The sequence below is a fragment of the Xanthomonas arboricola pv. populi genome (genome assembly GCF_002939945.1).
GTDB lineage: Bacteria > Pseudomonadota > Gammaproteobacteria > Xanthomonadales > Xanthomonadaceae > Xanthomonas > Xanthomonas arboricola_A.
The window spans coordinates 163,920-182,512 of the sequence record NZ_MDEB01000005.1; the positions used below are offsets into that span (position 1 = coordinate 163,920).

Consider the following 18,593-nt stretch of genomic DNA (forward strand, 5'->3'; position numbering starts at 1 on the left):
ATGTCCCGTCCAGTGACAGCCGTCTTCACCGCCGCCCTGTTGTGGTCTGCGGGTCTCACCACCGCGCACGCCGCCGAGGTGATCCGCCACAAGACCCCCAACAGCGATTTCCCCATCGCAGCCGCCGTGGAAATTCCTGCCGGCAAGGCCACCGTCTACGTCAGCGGCAAGGTGCCGGCGGTGGTGGATGCCAGTGCGCCGAAGGACTCGGCTGCCGCCTATGGCGACACCAAGGCGCAGACGGTGAGCGTGTTGAACCAGATCAAGCAGCAACTCGCAGCGCTTGGCCTGGGAATGGGCGATGTGGTGAAGATGCAGGTGTTTCTGGTCGGCGATCCGGCCATGGGTGGCAAGATGGATTTCAACGGTTTCATGGAAGGTTACCGCCAGTTCTTCGGCACCAAGGAGCAGCCCAATCTGCCGGCGCGCTCGGCATTCCAGATCGCCGCGCTCGGCAATCCGTTGTATCGGGTGGAAATCGAAGTGGTCGCCGTTCGTCCTTGAATCCGTGCTGTCGTCCTGCTGGAGGTTGTCATGAAAACTGCTCTTTCGCGCCGCATGTTTCTCCGCGACTCCGCGCTGTTTGCCGGCGCTGCCGGTGCGAGTGCGCTGCCGCTGCTGGCCAGCGCCACCGAACGCTCCGCCACCATCGCACCGACACCGGCGAGTGCGCTGTCGCCGGTGATGATCGGTTCCAACGAGTTTCCTGACGGCCCGTCGGCTGCTGCGGTCAAGGCCATCGCGCAGATCGCACCGCAAGGCGGACGCTACCTGCGCGATGTGCAGATGGAATTGATGGATACCCTGGCCGCCGAGCTCAAACTGCCGGTCAATCACCTGATGGCCTACGCCGGCTCCACCGAACCGCTGGACTACACGATGCTGGCGTTCACCTCGCCCAGCGCCGCGCTCGTCACTGCCGATCCCACCTACGAATCGGGCTGGCGCGCCGCCACCCGCAATGGCGCAAAACTGATCAAGGTGCCGTTGCGCAAGGACTTCTCGCACGATGTGCAGGCGATGTGCGCCGCCGACGCCAGCCCCGGCGTGATCTACATCTGCAATCCCAACAATCCTACCGGCTCGGTCACCGCGCGCGAGGATCTGGACTACGCACTGGCGCACAAGCCCAAGGGCAGCGTGCTGGTGGTGGACGAGGCCTATATCCACTTTGCGCAGAGCACCAGCAGCGTGGTCGACATGGTCGCCGCAGGCGAGGACGTGGTGGTGTTGCGCACCTTCTCCAAACTCTACGGCATGGCCGGCATTCGCCTGGGCTATGCAGCCGCGCGCCCGGATCTGCTGGCCAAGCTGATGTTCTACAGCGTCAACAGCCTGCCGGTGACCGCCGCCGCCGCGGGCCTGGCCAGCCTGCGCGATCCCGCACTGGTGCCGCAGCGGCGCGCACGCACCGCGGCCACCCGCAAGGATGTAATGGCGTTTCTCGCCAAGCAGGGCTACGCCTGCACCGCCTCGGAGAGCAACTGCTTCATGGTCGACGTGAAGCGCCCGGCCGCCGGCTTCAAGGACGACATGGCCACCCATGGCGTGTTCATCGGACGCAGCTGGCCGGTGTGGCCGACCTGGTCGCGGATCACCGTCGGCACCGACGCGGAGATGGCGCGCTTCAAGCAGGCCTTCGTGCAGGTGATCGCCGGCAAGCGCGGCCCGCTGCCGCTGCCGGACGCCACGGCCGATGTGCATGATCCGATGGACGCTTTTTTCCGTTACGCATGAGGCGTTACTCTGTCCGCCCCGGCGCATGCGAACGCGCCGGGGTGGACAGGCGCGCTGGGCGTCGCGCATCCCTTAACGCAGGAGTGTTCCCTTGAACGTGTTTTCAACATTCGCCGTGCTGGGTCTGGTGCTGCTGGCGCCTTCGGCATGGGCGCGCACCTGCGCCGTCACCATCACCGGCAACGATCAGATGAAGTTCGACCAGAGCGCGATCAAGCTGGCGCCCGATTGCACGCAGGTGTACCTGACGCTCAAGCACTCCGGCAAGATGGCCGCCACGGTGATGGGGCACAACTGGGTGCTCACCAAGTCCGCCGACTTCCAGGCAGTGGCCAATGCCGGCGTACGCTCCACCGTGGCCGACAGTTATCTGCTCAAGGCCGACGCGCGCGTGATCGCGCACACCAAGGTGATCGGCGGCGGCGACAGCACCACGGTGAGCTTCCCCACCAGCAAGTTGAGCAAGGGCGGCGACTACACCTTCTTCTGCTCGTTCCCCGGCCACTGGGCGATGATGAAGGGCACGCTGAGTTTCGGGTGAGCTGTCACGTGCCGCAGGTGCGCGTGGCCGGCGGCAAGCGTGCTGTGTGGGGCGCCGGCACGCGGTCATGCCGCGTACTCCAAGGCGATTGTGAGCGGAGCGGATGGCAGCGCCAACGACCGTCGTAGACGGTGCGCGGAGAACTGCGCGCGAATGAAGGCGCGCTGTTGCGCCACGCTCCATGTGTTCTCGTGACCGGGTCGCTTCTGGATGCCGAGATAGACTCCCAACTTGCCGTCGCGTGCAGGTTTCACCATCGCCCCCCGGCGGCCCAGCGTGTTGTATTGCCGCGCATAAGCGCCGTCGCCGGCGACCGGTACTGGTGATCAGCCCGGCGCCGTCTCCGGACTGCCTGGTGGATCCGCTGCGCGCAACAACCCACGTTGCAAGGCCTGCGCCAACGCGCTTTCGCGGCTGCGTGCATCGAGCTTGCGATAGAGGTTCTTCAAATGGAACTTGACCGTGTTTTCCGACAGGTGCAGACAGCGTGCGATCTGTTTGTTGGAATACCCACGTGCTAGTTGCGCGAGCACTTCCAGCTCGCGCTCGCTGAAGATGTCGCCGGCCGGGTCCTCGTCGCCGCTGAGGCGTTCGAGCAGGGCCTGGATGGTGAGTGCGCGGGTGGTGCCGCCGACGGTATGCGGGTCGTGTTGACGCAGCGAGCGCAGCATCGCTTTGGCCGGCAGGCCGAGTTCGACGATCGCCTGCCAGCTTTGCGTCAGTGCCACATGGTCGAGCGCGCTGTACAGATGCGGCAGCGCCGCGACCAGTTCGCCGCGTTGCTGCAGCACCAGGGCGATGCGTGCGCGGGTGCGCGCGAGGTGGCACAGGTTGTCGTTGGCCAGGCAGGCCTGTTCGATCTGGCCCAGGATGGTCAGCGCGGCGCTGCTGCGCCCGGCCAGCCGGTGCCAGCGTGCCAGCGCAAAGCCCATCGCCGCGCGATCGCGCCAGCGGTGGGGCGAGCGCAGCGTATGCGCCAATCCGGATTCGCCGCCGGTACGTGCGATCAGCACATCGATGGCGGCATTGCCCGGATGTTCCAGCAACAGCATCAAGCGCCAGGCTGCAGCCAGCTCCGACAGGCGCGTCAGCTTGCGCCCATGCGCGATCTGTTCGATGTGTTCGAGCAGCGCCAATGCACTGCGCCCGCTGTGGTCGCGCACACGCTCCAGTCCCAGCGCGGTGTCGTAGGCGGCGGCCAGCTCGTCCATGCCGCCGTCGTGCTGTTCCAGCAATTCCAGCGCCGGATGCAGCAGGTCGGCCGCATCGTCGTGGTGGCCGCGTTCGTAATGCAGCTGCGCGAGCAGGCAGTGGCCGGCGGCCTCCAGGACGCCATCCAGCTGCCGGGTGCGGGCGCACCAGTTCAGGGCCTGCCGGTAACAGGCCTCGGCGTCGCCGAGTTGTCCGCGATAGAAAAAGCTCTGGCCCAACGTCAACAGCGCCTGGCTTGCGCCCGGTTCGCTGCCACCGCGCTGCATCGCGTCGCGTGCGTTCAGGGCGTAGCGTTCGGCCAATGCGAAGGCGCCCTGCGCAATGGCGGTGGTGGCGCAGATGCACAGCAGCATGCCACGGCCCAGATGGTCGTCTTCGTCCAGCGCGGACGCTTGCGCGGCGATCTGGGTCAGACCATGCGGATTGCCGCAGATCTCGTCGAGGCGATCGCGCAACAGCGCCACCACCACCGTGTAGTCGCGCTGCAAGGGTTCACGCAGCGCGGCCGGGAAGTCGCGGAAGCGTTCCAGCAGCAGGCGCGCATGGCTGAACTCGCCGAGCTTTGCGTGCAGGTGCGCCTGGGTGAGATTCAGCGCCGGGGTGTCGCGGATGGTGCGGTGTTCGAAATGCCGCAGCAGTGCGCGCACTTCATGCGTGCCGTGGGTCAGCAACAATTGCCAGGTGCCGGCACGCGCGATGTAGCTGGCGGCCAGGTCGCCGCACTCGGCGCGCGATGCATGCCGCACCGCTTCGGCCAGATACCGATGATCGCCAAACCAGCGTGCGGCCCGTTGATGCAGTTGCGTGGCCTGACCAGGATGTTCGCGATCGAGCAGCTGCTGCAGGAAGTCGGCAAACAAGGGGTGATAGCGAAACCACTCGCGCTCGCCATCCATGGGCACCAGCAGACCGTGGAAATGTTCCAGCCGCGCCAGCAGCCGGCCGCTGTCGTCGCGCTGGCGCACCGCATCGGCCAGCGCTGCGTTGACGCGCTCCAGTGGACTGGTGCGCAACAGCAGATCGCGTGTGTCGGCGTCCAGATCGTTGACCACCTGTTCGGCCAGATACGCGGCAATCTGCGCACTGCGGCCGGAGAAACGCGCGGCCACCTCCTGTTGACGTTGCGCGCCACCCTCCAGCCACAAGCGCGCCAGATGCAGCGCCACCGGCCAGCCTTCGGTGTAGCGCAGTAATTCGTCCACCACCGGCGCTGGCACCTGGGGGCCCAGCAATGCCTGCGCTTCGGGCTCATCCAGCGCCAGCTGCGCACTGCCGAGACGGCTGAGCTGCGCCTGCAGGTCCAGCCGCGCCAGCGGCAGCGCCGGTACGCGCCGGGTGGCCAGCAACAGGTGCAGACGTCCGCCGCCGTGTTCGACCAGGCGCAGCACCAGCTCGTCGACGATGCCGCTGCCGAGCCGGTCGTAATCGTCGAGAATCACGCTGATGCGCCGGGGCGCAGTGCGCAGCGCGCGGATCAGCGCCGTCACCGCGTCGCGCGGATCCTGGTCGCGGTTGTGCAGCACTGCCGCGCACAGTGCCGGATCTGCACCTGCGTGCTGGATCGCCAACGCCAGATGGCCAAGGAAGCGCGCGGCATCGGCGTCCTCTTCGTCCAGCGACAGCCAGGCCACGGCGTGGTCGCGCGCGCGCAGCTGCGCATGCCACTGCGCCAGCAGCGTGGTCTTGCCGAATCCGGGCGGTGCCAGCAGCAGGGTGAGCGGCCGTGCTTGCGCCTGATCCAGCGCCGCCAGCAAGGCGTCGCGCACCACCGCACCAGTACGCGGCAGCGGCGGCTCCAGCTTGCTGGCAAGCAGCCAATCGGGAAGAGCGGAATCGCGCGACGGGGAGGGGCGCGGTGTGAGCAACGCAACAGGCTTGAGCATGAGGCGAGGGCGGCCCTGGCAAGCGTCGGCAGCGCGCCGGCTCGACACGCTGCAGATCGTGATGAAACAGCGGCGATGCAGATGGCGTCACCGTGACCGGCGACAACGTCATGTCGGCTGCTTCGAGGGTCCCCACCCATGCCCATCCGTGGACACCTTTCAGAAAGGTATGACAGCCACAAGACAAAAGCAAAGCCTGTCGCTACGCCGCCGCCTGAATGGAGCTTGCAGTGGCGCAGGGTACGCGACACCGCTAAGAACGGCCGGGCCCGTCTGGACGCCATCGAGCCGGCTGCAGCGCCGGCGCCGCGTCTGTTCAGCGTCGGCGCGGGCCTAAGAGGCTTCTCAGGCCCGCACCGATGCCCGGCGTCTTGCGCGGCCAGCGTCACCAGCGGCCACCGCGACGCAGGCGGTGACACCTCGCCTTCAACGCACCACAAAGGTCAGCGTCGCCGGGCCCGTCGCCGGCAACGCAACGCCTGGATTCGCCTCAGTGCGCCACTTCTGCAAACGCCTCGCGCGCGGCGGCCAGCGTGGCCTCGATCACCGCCGCATCGTGCGCGCTGGACATGAAGCCGGCCTCGTACGCCGACGGTGCCAGATACACGCCCCGCTGCAGCATCGCGTGGAAGAAGCGGTTGAAGGTGGTGATGTCGCAGGCGGTGGCCTGCGCGTAGCTCTCCACGATGTCGTCGGTGAAGAACAAGCCGAACATGCCGCCGACCTGGTTGGTGGTGACGGCAATACCGGCGGCGCGCGCGGCATCTTCCAGTCCCTCGCACAACACGCTGGTGGCCTCGCTCAGGCGGGCGTGGAAGCCTGGCTCCTGCACCAGCTCCAGCATCGCCAGGCCCGCCGCCATCGCCACCGGGTTACCCGACAAGGTGCCGGCCTGGTAGATCGGGCCGGCCGGCGCGATCTGCTCCATCAAGTCGCGCCGGCCGCCGTACGCGCCCACCGGCATGCCGCCGCCGATGATCTTGCCGAAGGTGCTCAGGTCCGGCGTCACCCCGTAATGCGCCTGCGCGCCACCCAGTGCGACGCGGAAACCGGTCATCACCTCGTCGAAGATCAGCAGCGCGCCATGCCGCGTGCACAACGTGCGCAGATGCTGCAGGTAGCCGGCCTGCGGCGGAATGCAGTTGGCGTTGCCGACCACCGGTTCGATGATCACCGCGGCCACGTCGGCGCCGATCTCGTCGAACATGGCGGTGGCGCCTTCGAAGTCGTTGAAGCTGAGGGTGGCGGTCAGCTCGCTCAGGCCGGACGGCACGCCCGGCGAGGTCGGCACGCCCAGGGTCAGCATGCCGCTGCCGGCTTTGACCAGGAACGAGTCGCCATGGCCGTGATAGCAGCCTTCGAACTTGATGATGCGGTTGCGCCCGGTGGCGCCGCGCGCCAGCCGCACCGCTGACAGCGTGGCTTCGGTGCCGGAATTGACCATGCGCACCATTTCGCAGGACGGCACCAACCGATGGATCGTCTCGGCCATGGTGACTTCGGCCGCACACGGCGCACCGAACGACAGACCATCGCGGATCGCGCGCTCCACCGCTTCGCGTACTGCCGGGTGATTGTGGCCGGCAATCATCGGACCCCATGAGCCCACGTAGTCGATGTAGCGGTTGTCGTCCACGTCATACAGATACGGGCCATCGGCGCGCGCCACGAAGAACGGCTCGCCGCCGACCGACTTGAATGCACGCACCGGTGAGTTGACGCCGCCGGGCAGCAGCGTCTGCGCCTGGGCGAACAGGGCGTGGGAGCGGGTGTGGTTCATGCGCGCAGATCCTTGAGTGGTACCGATTGGGGGCGGCGCTGCCCGACCGCGGACAGCGCACTCGCCATTGTCAGGCTTGCGGCCCCCGTCCGCCTACCCATCAGGTGCCTGCCTACCCGTCGGAGCGGACGGGTAGGGCAATGCGGCTGTCTATGATCGAACGGGACGGTATCGACGGTTTGGCATGAGCAGATGACCCTCGGTCATTGGCCTCTTGTGGCGGATGTTCAGAAAGTGTGATTCCGGTTGCCACGGCGCCGTTCATTTTTGTCGCGTTGCCGACTGTTCCAGACTTGGGGAGAAAACATGAACCGTAGTATCCAGAAGCGTGCCTTGGCATTGGCGCTGGTCGTGGCCATGGGGAGCGTCCACGCGCAGTCCACCAGCGGCAGTATCGTCGGCAGCGTGGGACAGAGCAGCGGCACCAGCGTGCTGGTGGAAAACAACAGTGGGTTCAGCCGCGAAGTGCCGGTGGATGCGCGCGGCCGTTACACCGCCGGCAATCTGCCGCTGGGTACTTACAAGGTCACCGTCAAGCGCGATGGCGCGGTGGTGGAGACGCGCGAGAACGTCGCGATCACGGTCGGCGCCAATACCGACGTCTCGTTCGCCGCTGCGTCGGGGAGCGGCATGCAGACCCTGGACAGCGTCACCGTCACTGCCGCAGGCCTGACCACCATCGACGTCAGCAGCGTGGACACCCGCACCGTGGTCACCGCCGAGCAGCTGCAGCAGCTGCCGCTGGGCCGCACGGCCGAAGCGATCGCGCTGCTGGCACCGGGCGTGGTGGTCAATAGCGGCGGTTTCGACAACGGCCCGCTCGGCGGCTCGCTGCCCAGCTTCGGCGGCTCGGCCGCCAGCGAAAACGCCTATTATCTCAACGGTTTCAACACCACCACCATCAGCAACAACCTGGGTGGGCTGACCCTGCCATATGGCGCCATCGACCAGCAGGAAATCTTCACCGGCGGCTACGGCGCGCAGTACGGTCGCGCCAATGGCGGCGTGATCAACCAGATCGGCAAGCGCGGCACCAACGAGTGGAAGTTCGGCGCCGCGGTGATCTGGGAGCCGAACGGCCTCAAGGCCAACCAGCGCGACATCTACTGGCGCCCGGACAGCCAGGGCAGCACGATCAACAACGCCGCCTACCGCTACGCGCGCTCGGCCAATGGCCTGTATCAGCCGGCGAGCGAGGCCGAAGCCAACCAGACCACCTACAGCGCCTATGTCGGCGGGCCGATCATCCAGGACAAGCTGTTCTTCTTCCTGGCCGCCGAACAGGTGGATTCGGACGGCGTCCGCGTCGGCACCAATCGCGATACCGACAACGGCCGCACCGGCGGGCTGACCGATTACGACTACAAGCAGAAACGCTGGTACGCCAAGGTGGACTGGAACATCACCGACAACCACCTGATCGAGGTGACCGGCGCCAGCGACGAGGCAGAGACCAACGGGTCGATCTACCGCTACGACTATGTCAATCGCCAGCGTGGCAGCTATTTCACCGACGAGTCCACCTGGAAGACCGGCCCCACCTTGTTCACCGGCAAGTACACCGGCTACCTCAGCGACAACCTCACCGTGACCGCGCTGTACGGCAAGATGAAAACGCCCGACGAGCTGACGCCCTTCAATTACGACGCGGCCGGCGGCCCGGTCATCAACAGCGCCGCGCTGCAGAATCCGGCTTACACCGGCGGCACTCCGCGCATCGGCAGTCAGCTGGTCACCTCGGTCAGTTCACCGGATCGCGAATACAAGAAAGACAATCAGCGTTTGAATCTGGAATGGCGCATCGGCCACCACACGCTCAACTTCGGTATCGACAATCAGAAGTCCGAAGGCATCGATGTGGGCTCGGTGCTGTCAGGCCCCGGCTTTGCGTGGACCTACGGCCAGACCGACGATCCCAATGGCCTGCGGACGGGCGGGCTGGTCAGCCAGTCGGCCAACGAAGCCGGTGGCATCGGTGCGCCGAGCCCGGGCCTGGTCGATCCGGTCAATGGGTCCAGCGGCTACTACGTGGTGCGCAACATCAACACCAGCCTGTACTCCTACGAGGCCAAGCAACGCGCCTACTACATCGAAGACAAGTGGCAGGTCACCGACAACCTGTTGTTGAGCATCGGCCTGCGCAAGGACGAGTTCACCAACTACACCCCGTTCGGCGACCCCTACATCGAAGTGGATAACGCCTGGGCACCGCGCCTGGGCTTCAGTTGGGATGTCAACGGCGATTCCAGCCTGAAGGTGTTCGGCAACATCGGCCGCTATTATCTCGGCCTGCCGTTGTCGGCAGTGAGCCTGTTCACCCCGGCCACCACCACCGATACCTACTTCACCTACAGCGGCATCAACGCCGATGGCACGCCGATTCTGGCGCAGCAGCTGGGTTCGGCAGTGTCGGCCAACTCGCGCTTTGGCCGCATCGCCGATGTGCGCACCGCGGTGGTCAAGGATATCGAGGGCGAGAACCAGGACGAAGTCATCCTCGGCTTCACCAAGCAGCTGGATACCGGCTGGGTGCTGGGCGTGCGCGGCACGCATCGCCGCCTCAATGCAGGTATCGACGATCAGAACTACGACGTCTCCAATACCGCATTGATCGCCGCTGCGGCCGCGCAGGGCGTGACCATCGATTTCTCGCAGGTTGCCGGTGCATCGCTGATCAATCCCGGCCAGACCAACACCTGGGGCGTGATCGGCACCGATGGCCAGTTCCATGAAGTGTCGGTGAGCCGCGAGGCGGCCGGCTTCCCGAAGTTCAAGCGCAATTACTCGGCGGTCGAATTCAATCTGGAACGCCCGTTCGACGGCAAGTGGTACGCCAAGGTCAACTACGTCTGGTCGCATAGCTACGGCACCACCGAAGGTCAGGTGCGTTCTGACCTGTGGCGCACCGGCGGCGCATTGGGCAGCTACCAGGGCCAGGCCTCGGTCTCCACCACGCAGAGCTGGGACCACGCGGCACTGATGGAACACTTCAACGGCGATCAATCCAATGATCACCGCCATCAGCTCAAGTTGTTCGGTTTCTACCAGTTCACTCCGCAATGGGGCGCGTCGGCCAACTTCAGCCTGATCTCGGGCGCGCCGCACAATTGCCTGGGCAACTACTACGGCGACAACTACACCGGCACCGACCCGGCCGGCTACGGTGGCAGCGCGATCACCGGCGGTCCTTACCACTACTGCTACAACCCGGAAACCGGCACCGGCGTGGCATCGCCGCCCGGCTCGCAGGGGCGGCTGGGCTGGATCGCGCAACTCGACATGGGCGTGACCTACAAGCCGGCATTCGCCGCCGGCAAGCTGGCGCTGCGCTTCGACGTGTTCAACATCACCAACGAGCAGACCGCAACCAACATCTATCCGTTCTCGCAGCTGCCCGACAACACCACCAACCCGCTCTGGGACCAGGTCGTGGCCTACCAGGCACCGCGCTCGGGCCGGGTGACATTGAGCTACGACTTCTAATCGCGCCAGGCAATGAGCTCGGTTCCGGCAGCGACGCGTGATGGCACGCGTCGCTGCCTTGTTGTCTGTACGTCACGCTGCCCTTCGTATGCGCTGTTGGAGGATTGGTCGCGCGAATAGATCAGTTGTAGAGCGGTTGATCTGCAGCTTGGCTGCAAGGCCCTTGCCCGCCCACCATCGCGGGACACGCTGCAAGTACGTCTTTGTAAGCTCTTACGCGGCATCCATGCCGCGTAAGGTCCCGCGACGGTGAGCGGGCAAGGACCAGTCAAGATGGTCGGTGTGCGTGGGGCGCCGCGCACTCGACGCACTCAGCTTGTGACTGCATCTGATAAACGATGCTTCGACTTGAGTCCCGGTTTCTTGTGTCTTCGCTTGCGCGTTGTCGCTGGTAACTGCCGTTGTCTGTTATTTGCCAGCCACGCTACCGTGCAAACCCGGCCCGATAGGCCTGCACTGCCGCGAGCGGGTCCGGCGCGGCGTACACGCCGCTGACCACGGCAATCAACTCGGCGCCTGCAGCCACCAATTCGGGCACCTGCGCAGCCGCGATGCCGCCAATCGCCACGCGTGGCACTCCCAGCTCTGCAGCTTGCTGTAGCAGGGCAGGCGTGGCACGACGTGTCGTCACCTTGGTGGTGGTCGGGAAGAACGCACCGAAGGCCACATAGCTGGCACCGGCCGCGACCGCCGCATGCGCACGCGCGATCTCGTCGTAGCACGACACCCCGATGATGGCCTGATCGCCCAACAGCGCACGCGCCGCCGCCGCCTCGCCATCGTCTTCGCCCAAGTGCACGCCCTGCGCGCCCACCTGCAACGCCAGCTGCGCATCGTCGTTGATGATCAACGGCACGGCGTGCGCAGCGCAGGCTTCGTGCAGCGCGCTGGCCTGTTCCAATCGCAGCGCCGCGGTGGCCTGCTTGTTGCGGTACTGCAGCCAGGCGACAGCGGGCAGCAGCGGTAACGTGCGCGCGATCAGGCGCGCGGTGTCGGGCTCGTCGGGTGTGATGAGGTAGACGCCGCGGGCGTTGTGCGGGTCGGGCATGGCAGCGCTTCCGGAAGCGGTGGGTGAGATGGGACAATGCAGTCCCACCGTTGCGTGACCGCGATTATCCGATGAGCGAGACATCCACGACCACCTACCGCACCTGGATGTGCGTCGTCTGCGGGTTTCTCTACCACGAGGCCGACGGCATCCCCGAAGAAGGCATCGCCCCGGGCACCGCCTGGCAAGACGTCCCCGACACCTGGACCTGCCCGGATTGCGGCGTGACCAAGGACGACTTCGAGATGGTCGAGATCGACTGAGACCTTGGCTGGGTTGCTGCGTCTTTCGCGCCATAACATCGCAGGCACACGTTCGCACCGTGCCGGCGAGGGCCTCGCAGGCTGTGGTTTTCAGTGTGTGCGCGCGCGCTGACTGTTCAGCTCGACCAGATGCTCGTGCAGATTGGCCGCATCCTGCGCGCTGGGATTGAGCTGCAGATAGCGCGACAGATCCTGGCGTGCGCCGTTGCGGTGGCCCAGATGCAGATAGGCCATGCCGCGGTCGCGTAGCGCTTCGGGCTGGTCCGGCACCAGCTTCAGGATGCGATCGGCGCTGCGCGCGGCGCGGTCCCAGTGTTCGGCATCGGCGTAGACGCCGTGCAGATTGCGCAGGATGCGGATCAGGATCGCGCGGTGCGGCGCGGGGTCGAGGATCTGCGCCAGGGCGCGGTCGTCGGGAATCTCGCCACCCAGATGCGGACGCGCACGCTCGCGCAACTCGTCCACGCCCAACGGGCGGCCACCGTTGAACGGATCCATGACCAGCACGCCGTCGTCCACCGGCAAACGCACCAGAAAATGCCCGGGAAACGACACGCCCGCCAGCGGAATGCCCAGCCGGCGCGCGACTTCGATCTGCACCATCGCCAGCGAGATCGGGTTGCCCAGGCGGCGCTCGAAGACCTGGTTGAGGTAGCTGTTGCGCGGGTCGTAGTACTCGTCGTGATTGCCCGAATAGCCCAGCTCGTCGAACAGATAGCGATTGACCGCGGCCATCTTCAACGGCCACAGGTCGATCGCCTCCACCTCACGGCGCAGATGCTCGACGTGGCTTTGCACCAGCGTGTCGTACAGCTCGGCGTCCAGCTGCGGATACTCGTCGCGCGCGATCAGCAGCGCGGTGGACATCAACGGCACTGCGTCGTCGTCCAGGCTGGCGAGTGCGGTCCAATGGGGAAGTGGGAGCATGTCGACCATGCTGCCAAGAGTGTCGGCAACTGACGCGTGGTTCAAGTCCGGTACTTCCTGACAGGAAGGGCCTGTCGTGTGAGATTTACTTGAGCTTTGGGATGTCCGGGCTCAGGGTCAATGTGGCGCCGTCCTGCAGGTTGATCTTGGCGGCCTGGCCGGCGTTGAGTTCCAGTACGTAACGGGCCGGGCGCTTGCTGGGGTAGGGCGGGCAGGCATCGCCGGCCGAACACGGCGGCACGTCGCGCTGCTGCGAGACCAGCCGGCGCTCATCGTCGAAATACAGGATGTCCAGCGCGATCTTGGTGTTCTTCATCCAGTACGCCAGTGGTTCCTGGCGGTCGTGGACGAACAGCATGCCGTGATCGTCCGCCATCGCATCGCGAAACATCAGGCCTTTGGCGCGATCGGCATCGTTCTGAGCCAGCTCCACCTGGTAGCGTGTGCCTGCCAGTTCCACCCAGCTGCCGCCGTTACCGGCACAGCCGCCAAGCAGGATCAACGACGCAAGGGCGAGGAAGCGAAGACGGCGCATACGGCATACCAGCGGTCGGGATGCCGCACCATCTGCCAAGCGGCCGCGTGCGTCAAGCGGCTGTGGTGCGTTGTGCAGTCATTGCATGCGATAGGAGTCCGGCCCGCTGTCGCTTCGCAACGCAGGCCGCAAATACGCGTGCTTGCACGCGATCGCTCAGATCACCAGCGGCGGCTCGCCACCGACGATCACCACATCGGCCGCGCGACGCGCGAACAGACCCACGCAGACCACGCCGGGAAGCTGGTTCAAGCTGCGCTCCAGCGCCACCGGGTCGGTGATCTGCAGGTTGTGCACGTCCAGCACCACATTGCCATTGTCGGTGACCACACCATCGCGCCATACCGGCTGACCGCCGGTGAGCGCCAGGATCTGGCGGGCCACCAGGCTGCGCGCCATCGGAATCACTTCCACCGGCAGCGGGAACTTGCCCAGCACCGGCACCTGCTTGCTCGGGTCGACGATGCAGATGAAGCGCTCGCTGGCTTCGGCGATGATCTTCTCGCGCGCCAACGCCGCGCCGCCGCCCTTGATCAGGCAACGGTTCGGGTCGCACTCGTCGGCGCCATCCACATACAGCGACAGATTGCCGGTGTGGTTGAGATCCAGCACCTCGATGCCGTGGCGCCTGAGCTGCGCGCTGCTCTGCTCGGAGCTGGACACCGCACCCTTGATGCGATGACTGATGCGGCCCAAGGCGTCGATGAAGTAGGCCACCGTCGAACCGGTACCGACCCCGACGATCATGCCGTCTTCCACGTAATCGATCGCTTTTTCGGCGGCCAGGCGTTTTGCTTCGGACATGGGTAAGAGCTCTGGATTAGTGATTGGGGATTCGGGATTCGTCAAAGCGGTGCAATGCGGGCGGGCAGTGGGCCAATCCCCAATCCCCAATCCCGAATCACGGCTATTCCATCGCCAGCAACAATTTCCACTGCGCGGCGGTGACCGGCAGGATCGACAGGCGGTTGCCGCGGGCGATCAGCGGGAAGCCTTCGCCCAGCGCATCGGCCTGCTGCTTGATTTCATCCAGTGCGATCGTGCGCTTGAGTTTGCGTTCGAAGGCCACGTCCACCAGCATCCAGCGCGGATCTTCGCGGGTGGCCTTGGGATCGTGGTAGTCGGATTTGGGATCGAACTGGGTATTGTCCGGATACGCTGCGCTGGCGACCCTGGCGATGCCGACAATGCCCGGCACCTTGCAGTTGGAGTGGTAGAAGAACACTCCATCGCCGACATGCATGCCGTCGCGCATGAAGTTGCGCGCCTGGTAATTGCGCACACCGTTCCACGGCTCGGTGCCGACGCGTTCCAGATCCTCGATGGAAAACGTGTCCGGCTCGGACTTCATCAACCAGTAGCGCTTGCGGGCAGTCATACGGAAACGGTGTCGTCTTTCAGGAAGGTGGCGTGTTCGGTGCAGATCGCATCCACCGCCACGTCCCACGACTCGGTGGGCAGGGCGGCCAGCTGCTGCGCGGCGAAGCCGACGCCGACCAGCCAGGGCGGCGGCGTCTGGCGATGCCGGAACGCGAAGCTGCGATCATACCAGCCGCCCCCCATGCCCAGCCGCCGGCACTGCGCGTCGAAGCCGGTCAACGGCGCCACCACCAGCGCCATCTCCTCGGCTGCAAGCAGGTCGGTGCGTTCCACGTCCGGCTCGGGGATGCCGTAGCGATTGCTGACCAGCCCCCGGCCCGGCCGCCACGGCGCAAAGCGCAACACGCGTCCGTCCAGTACCGGCAGGCAATAACGCACGCCGGCCGGCAGGCTCAGCTGCCAACGGTGCAGCGCGATTTCGCCATCCATCGCCCAGTACCCGGCCACCGCACCGGTCTGCGGCGCGAACGGCAGCGCCAGCAGGCGCTCGGCCAGCGCATCGGCGGCGGCCAGTCGCTGCGTCGCCGGCAGGCTGCGGCGCAGCGCGCGCAACTGCTGGCGCAAGGCGTCTCGGTCGTCGGTCATGGTGTCTCGCAGCGATAGGCAGAAGGGCATTGTCGATGGCGCGGACGCGCCTGCCTAGTGCGGACGTATCGACGGATCGCCAACGCCTGCAAGTCGCCGGCCTGTCGCTGAGCGCATGTGCGTGGGGGCTGGTCAGGTTGCGCGTTGCGCATGCGCGCATCGGGTCCTGGCGCAACGATTGCGGCAGTGGCGCAGCCGTGCTGTGTGCGCATGCCGAACGTTTCAGACACACAAAAAGAAACGGCGCCCGAGGGCGCCGTTTCAGATTTGCATTCTCCGCCGTGAACGATGCGGGCGAAACGACCTTGAACCCGGGGTTCAAGTGGGGACGTTGTGAGGCCATCGGGCTTCCCGCTACAAGGCGGACTTGCACTCCCGGCTTCGTCGCGCCCCCGTGGTCGTAATTAAGGGACAAGGCGAATGTTTTGCACGCTGTCGTTTACAGCAGAGAACGCAGTTGAAGTATAGACCTCTGCTGCGCGATGGCTAGCCCATTCGTCGGCCGGTACAGTCGAAAATTCATATTTGCGACGACAGTGCGAACTGCACCTCAACGCGGCGTGTCGGACACGCTATCCAGGCGACGATTCAAGCTATCCAGCGTGCTGGCCAATTCACGGTCGTAGCGCGCTTGCTGATCGCGCAGCTGCTGCAATTCGTGCGCCAGATTGAGTGCGGCCAACACCGCGACGCGATCCACCGCCGCCATGCGATTGCTGCCGCGAATCTCGCGCATGCGCAGATCCAGCAGGCGTGCCGCAGCGGTAAGACTCTCGCGTTCGTCTGCGGTGACGCCAACCGTGTATTCACGATCCAGAATGCGCACGCTGACCGGCTCGTTGTTGCTCACGTGTGCTGCTCCAGGGACTTCAACCGTACGATCATCGCTTCCACGCGCGAGCGCGCCTGCTCGTTCTTGGTCAGCAGTTGCGCGCGTTCGCCGATCAACTGTTCCTGCTGATGACGCAGGCTGCGGTTCTCGTCGGTCAACCGCTGGCTACGCTCGACCAGGGCCTCCACACGGGCGGCAAGTGCGCGGATCTGGGCGAGGGCGGCAGCGTTGTCCATGCGCTCACGATAGGGGCGCGTGCGCGCGCCGGTCAAGCGCCCGGTCGCCGCCCGCCGACCCGCCGTCGGGCCAATCCCGACAAGGGCTGGCACGGCGCCCGGCCCAGCCGGCGTCATGCGCGTGGAACGCTGCATGGAACGCGCCACTGGCGGCCGACGCGGGGGGCCTTGATACACTGGGAAGTCAAATCGCCGGCGCCCATGCCGGCACCTTCCGTTCTCAGCCTGGATGACCCGATGGATCTGCCTGATGTAACCGCTGTGCAAAACGAAAGTCGCCAGCTGGAGCTGGCTTCCTCCGCAGCGGAGTTGCATGGCGGGTTGTGCGGGTGGCTCTCCGGTGGTGGTGCCGACAGCGGCGACTGGCTGGCGCGCATTCTGGCCGACACCGCGCAGGTGGCGCCCAGGCAGGGCGGGGCGCTGGACCAGATGCGTCAGGCCACGGTGGCGCAACTGGAAGACCGCGATTTCGCCTTCGAGCTGCTGCTGATCGACGACGGCGCACCGCTGGCGGCGCGCACCGATGCCTTGTTCGACTGGTGTCGCGCCTTCCTGGGCGGCTTTGGCCTGGCGGCGCAGCAGCGCCCGGCACTGACCGAAGAGGGCGAAGAGGCGCTGCAGGATCTGGCGCGGCTGGCGCAGGCGTCCAGCGACGATTTCGATGCGGCCGACGAAGACGACACCGCCCTGGCGGAGATCGAAGAATTCGTACGCGTGGCGGTGCTGTTGCTGCATGGCGACTGCGTGATGGGGCCGCGCTTCCGCCAACGTTTGAACTGACCGCGCCACCGCCATGAAAAAGCTCACCGGGATCGGCGCGGCCGAGTACGCACGTCGGCGCAGGCAGCTGATGCAGATGGCAGGCGATCAGGCCATCCTGATCCTGCCGGCCGCACCCGTGCGGGTGCGCAGCCACGACACCCACTACCCCTACCGGCAGGATTCGGATTTCTGGTATCTGAGCGGCTTCCCCGAGCCGGAAGCGGTGCTGGTGCTGGTGCCGGGCCGCAAGCACGGCGAGGCGATCCTGTTCTGCCGCGAACGCGACGCCGAGCGCGAAGCCTGGGATGGCCCGCGCGAGGGCCAGGAAGGCGCAGTGGAGCGCTACGGCATGGACGATGCCTATCCCATCGACGATGTCGACGAGATCCTGCCGGGTCTGCTGGAAGGGCGCAGCCGCGTCCATTACCACTTCGGGCGCGACGTGGATTTCGATCTCAAGCTGATCGGCTGGCTCAAGCGCGTGCGCGAGCAGATGCGCCACGGCGCGCAGCCGCCGCACGAATTCCTCGAGCTCGGACATCTGCTGCACGAGCAGCGGCTGTTCAAATCGCGCGACGAGATCGCGTTGATGCAGCACGCCGCCGACATCAGCGTGCGCGCGCATCGCGCCGCCATGCGGCTGGCGCGGCCGGGCATGCATGAGTACGAACTGCAGGCCGAGATCGAGCGCGAGTTCCGCGCCGCCGATGCGTGGCCGGCGTACGGCAGCATCGTCGGCACCGGCAGCAATGCCTGCGTGCTGCATTACCGCGCCAACAACGCGCGCAGCCGCGATGGCGAGCTGGTGCTGATCGATGCCGGCGCCGAATACCGCGGCTACGCGGCCGATATCACCCGCACCTTTCCGGTCAACGGCCGTTTCACCCCCGCGCAGCGCGCGCTGCACGATCTGGTCGGCTCGGCGCAGGCTGCCGCACTGGCGCAGGCGCGCCCCGGCGTGGCCTACGAAGCCGGGCATCTGGCCGCGGTGCAGGCCTTGACCGAAGGGCTGCTGCAGCTGGGCCTGCTCAAGGGCAAGCTGGAGCGCAACATCGCCGACGGCCATTACAAGCGCTTCTATCGGCACAAGACCGGCCACTGGCTGGGGCTGGATGTGCACGATGTAGGCGACTACCGATTGGCGGGCGACTCGCGTCTGCTCGAGCCCGGCATGGTGTTCACCATCGAGCCGGGGCTCTACATCTCCGCCGACGACACCACGGTGGAGGCCAGGTGGCGCGGTATCGGCATCCGCACCGAAGACAATGTGCTGATCACCGCCGAGGGTCATCGGGTGCTGACCGATGCCTTGGCGCGCAGCGCCGACGAGATCGAAGCGGAGATGGCGAGCGTCGGTGTTCAAATCGTCTGAGCTAACGCCGCAGGCGT

General features: G+C 66.0%; 17 protein-coding genes and 1 other RNA gene. 7 read left to right on the plus strand and 11 right to left on the minus strand.

The features are described 5' to 3' along the window. The 3 genes from XaplCFBP3123_RS14585 to azu all read left to right on the plus strand — a co-directional run bounded on the left by XaplCFBP3123_RS14585 (window position 1) and on the right by azu (window position 2,278). Window positions 1-504, plus strand: a complete 504-nt coding sequence (locus XaplCFBP3123_RS14585; protein ID WP_104534699.1) for a RidA family protein — start codon at window positions 1-3, stop codon at window positions 502-504. Window positions 505-534: 30 nt separating this feature from the next. After that, a complete protein-coding gene (locus tag XaplCFBP3123_RS14590) occupies window positions 535-1,737 on the plus strand; it encodes a pyridoxal phosphate-dependent aminotransferase (protein WP_104534700.1) in 1,203 nt (400 codons plus the stop codon). Between the two features lie 91 nt (window positions 1,738-1,828). Continuing rightward, window positions 1,829-2,278, plus strand: a complete 450-nt coding sequence (azu, locus tag XaplCFBP3123_RS14595) for an azurin (protein WP_104534701.1) — start codon at window positions 1,829-1,831, stop codon at window positions 2,276-2,278. A 326-nt stretch (window positions 2,279-2,604) separates the two neighbouring features. Here the strand turns inward: azu and XaplCFBP3123_RS14605 are convergent, their stop codons facing one another. Continuing rightward, window positions 2,605-5,373, minus strand: a complete 2,769-nt coding sequence (locus tag XaplCFBP3123_RS14605) for a LuxR C-terminal-related transcriptional regulator (RefSeq protein ID WP_104534702.1) — start codon at window positions 5,371-5,373, stop codon at window positions 2,605-2,607. A 490-nt stretch (window positions 5,374-5,863) separates the two neighbouring features. Further along, a complete protein-coding gene (hemL, locus tag XaplCFBP3123_RS14610) occupies window positions 5,864-7,153 on the minus strand; it encodes a glutamate-1-semialdehyde 2,1-aminomutase (RefSeq protein ID WP_104534703.1) in 1,290 nt (429 codons plus the stop codon). Window positions 7,154-7,459: 306 nt separating this feature from the next. Between hemL and XaplCFBP3123_RS21525 the strand changes: the two genes are divergently transcribed. Further along, a complete protein-coding gene (locus XaplCFBP3123_RS21525; RefSeq protein WP_172453282.1) occupies window positions 7,460-10,636 on the plus strand; it encodes a TonB-dependent receptor in 3,177 nt (1,058 codons plus the stop codon). Window positions 10,637-11,060: 424 nt separating this feature from the next. Here XaplCFBP3123_RS21525 and thiE read toward each other — a convergent pair whose 3' ends face one another. Then, window positions 11,061-11,684: a thiamine phosphate synthase gene (gene thiE / locus XaplCFBP3123_RS14630; RefSeq protein ID WP_104534705.1), complete on the minus strand. Its 624-nt coding sequence runs from the start codon at window positions 11,682-11,684 to the stop codon at window positions 11,061-11,063. 23 nt (window positions 11,685-11,707) lie between these two features. On the opposite strand from thiE, the gene XaplCFBP3123_RS14635 reads away from it, so the two are divergent. Then, window positions 11,708-11,947: a rubredoxin gene (locus tag XaplCFBP3123_RS14635; RefSeq protein ID WP_104534706.1), complete on the plus strand. Its 240-nt coding sequence runs from the start codon at window positions 11,708-11,710 to the stop codon at window positions 11,945-11,947. A gap of 90 nt (window positions 11,948-12,037) precedes the next feature. Here the strand turns inward: XaplCFBP3123_RS14635 and XaplCFBP3123_RS14640 are convergent, their stop codons facing one another. The 8 genes from XaplCFBP3123_RS14640 to XaplCFBP3123_RS14675 form a co-directional block, all read right to left on the minus strand. Beyond that, on the minus strand, window positions 12,038-12,919 hold the full coding sequence (locus XaplCFBP3123_RS14640; protein ID WP_104534707.1) for a SirB1 family protein: 882 nt from the start codon (window positions 12,917-12,919) through the stop codon (window positions 12,038-12,040). A gap of 40 nt (window positions 12,920-12,959) precedes the next feature. Continuing rightward, entirely contained in the window at window positions 12,960-13,409 is a 450-nt protein-coding gene (locus XaplCFBP3123_RS14645; protein WP_104534708.1) for a DUF192 domain-containing protein, read from the minus strand. Window positions 13,410-13,565: 156 nt separating this feature from the next. Beyond that, window positions 13,566-14,213, minus strand: a complete 648-nt coding sequence (gene rpiA / locus XaplCFBP3123_RS14650; RefSeq protein ID WP_104534709.1) for a ribose-5-phosphate isomerase RpiA — start codon at window positions 14,211-14,213, stop codon at window positions 13,566-13,568. A gap of 103 nt (window positions 14,214-14,316) precedes the next feature. Next, window positions 14,317-14,787, minus strand: coding sequence for an EVE domain-containing protein (locus XaplCFBP3123_RS14655; protein ID WP_172453283.1), 471 nt, complete (start codon window positions 14,785-14,787; stop codon window positions 14,317-14,319). Next, window positions 14,784-15,374 carry a 5-formyltetrahydrofolate cyclo-ligase gene (locus XaplCFBP3123_RS14660; RefSeq protein WP_104534710.1) on the minus strand — a complete coding sequence of 197 codons (591 nt, stop codon included), beginning with the start codon at window positions 15,372-15,374 and terminating at the stop codon, window positions 14,784-14,786. The genes XaplCFBP3123_RS14655 and XaplCFBP3123_RS14660 overlap by 4 nt, the downstream gene beginning before the upstream one ends. 269 nt (window positions 15,375-15,643) lie before the next feature. Next, window positions 15,644-15,828, minus strand: a non-coding RNA gene (gene ssrS / locus XaplCFBP3123_RS14665) — 6S RNA. 96 nt (window positions 15,829-15,924) lie between these two features. Further along, window positions 15,925-16,224 carry a cell division protein ZapA gene (locus XaplCFBP3123_RS14670; RefSeq protein WP_053045754.1) on the minus strand — a complete coding sequence of 100 codons (300 nt, stop codon included), beginning with the start codon at window positions 16,222-16,224 and terminating at the stop codon, window positions 15,925-15,927. Then, complete coding sequence (locus XaplCFBP3123_RS14675; RefSeq protein WP_024938110.1) at window positions 16,221-16,442, minus strand: TIGR02449 family protein; 222 nt, start codon at window positions 16,440-16,442, stop codon at window positions 16,221-16,223. Before XaplCFBP3123_RS14675 ends, XaplCFBP3123_RS14670 begins: the two co-directional genes overlap by 4 nt. 237 nt (window positions 16,443-16,679) lie before the next feature. On the opposite strand from XaplCFBP3123_RS14675, the gene XaplCFBP3123_RS14680 reads away from it, so the two are divergent. Continuing rightward, on the plus strand, window positions 16,680-17,222 hold the full coding sequence (locus tag XaplCFBP3123_RS14680) for a YecA family protein (RefSeq protein ID WP_024938111.1): 543 nt from the start codon (window positions 16,680-16,682) through the stop codon (window positions 17,220-17,222). Window positions 17,223-17,235: 13 nt separating this feature from the next. Then, complete coding sequence (locus XaplCFBP3123_RS14685; RefSeq protein ID WP_104534711.1) at window positions 17,236-18,576, plus strand: aminopeptidase P N-terminal domain-containing protein; 1,341 nt, start codon at window positions 17,236-17,238, stop codon at window positions 18,574-18,576. Window positions 18,577-18,593 lie beyond the last annotated feature (17 nt).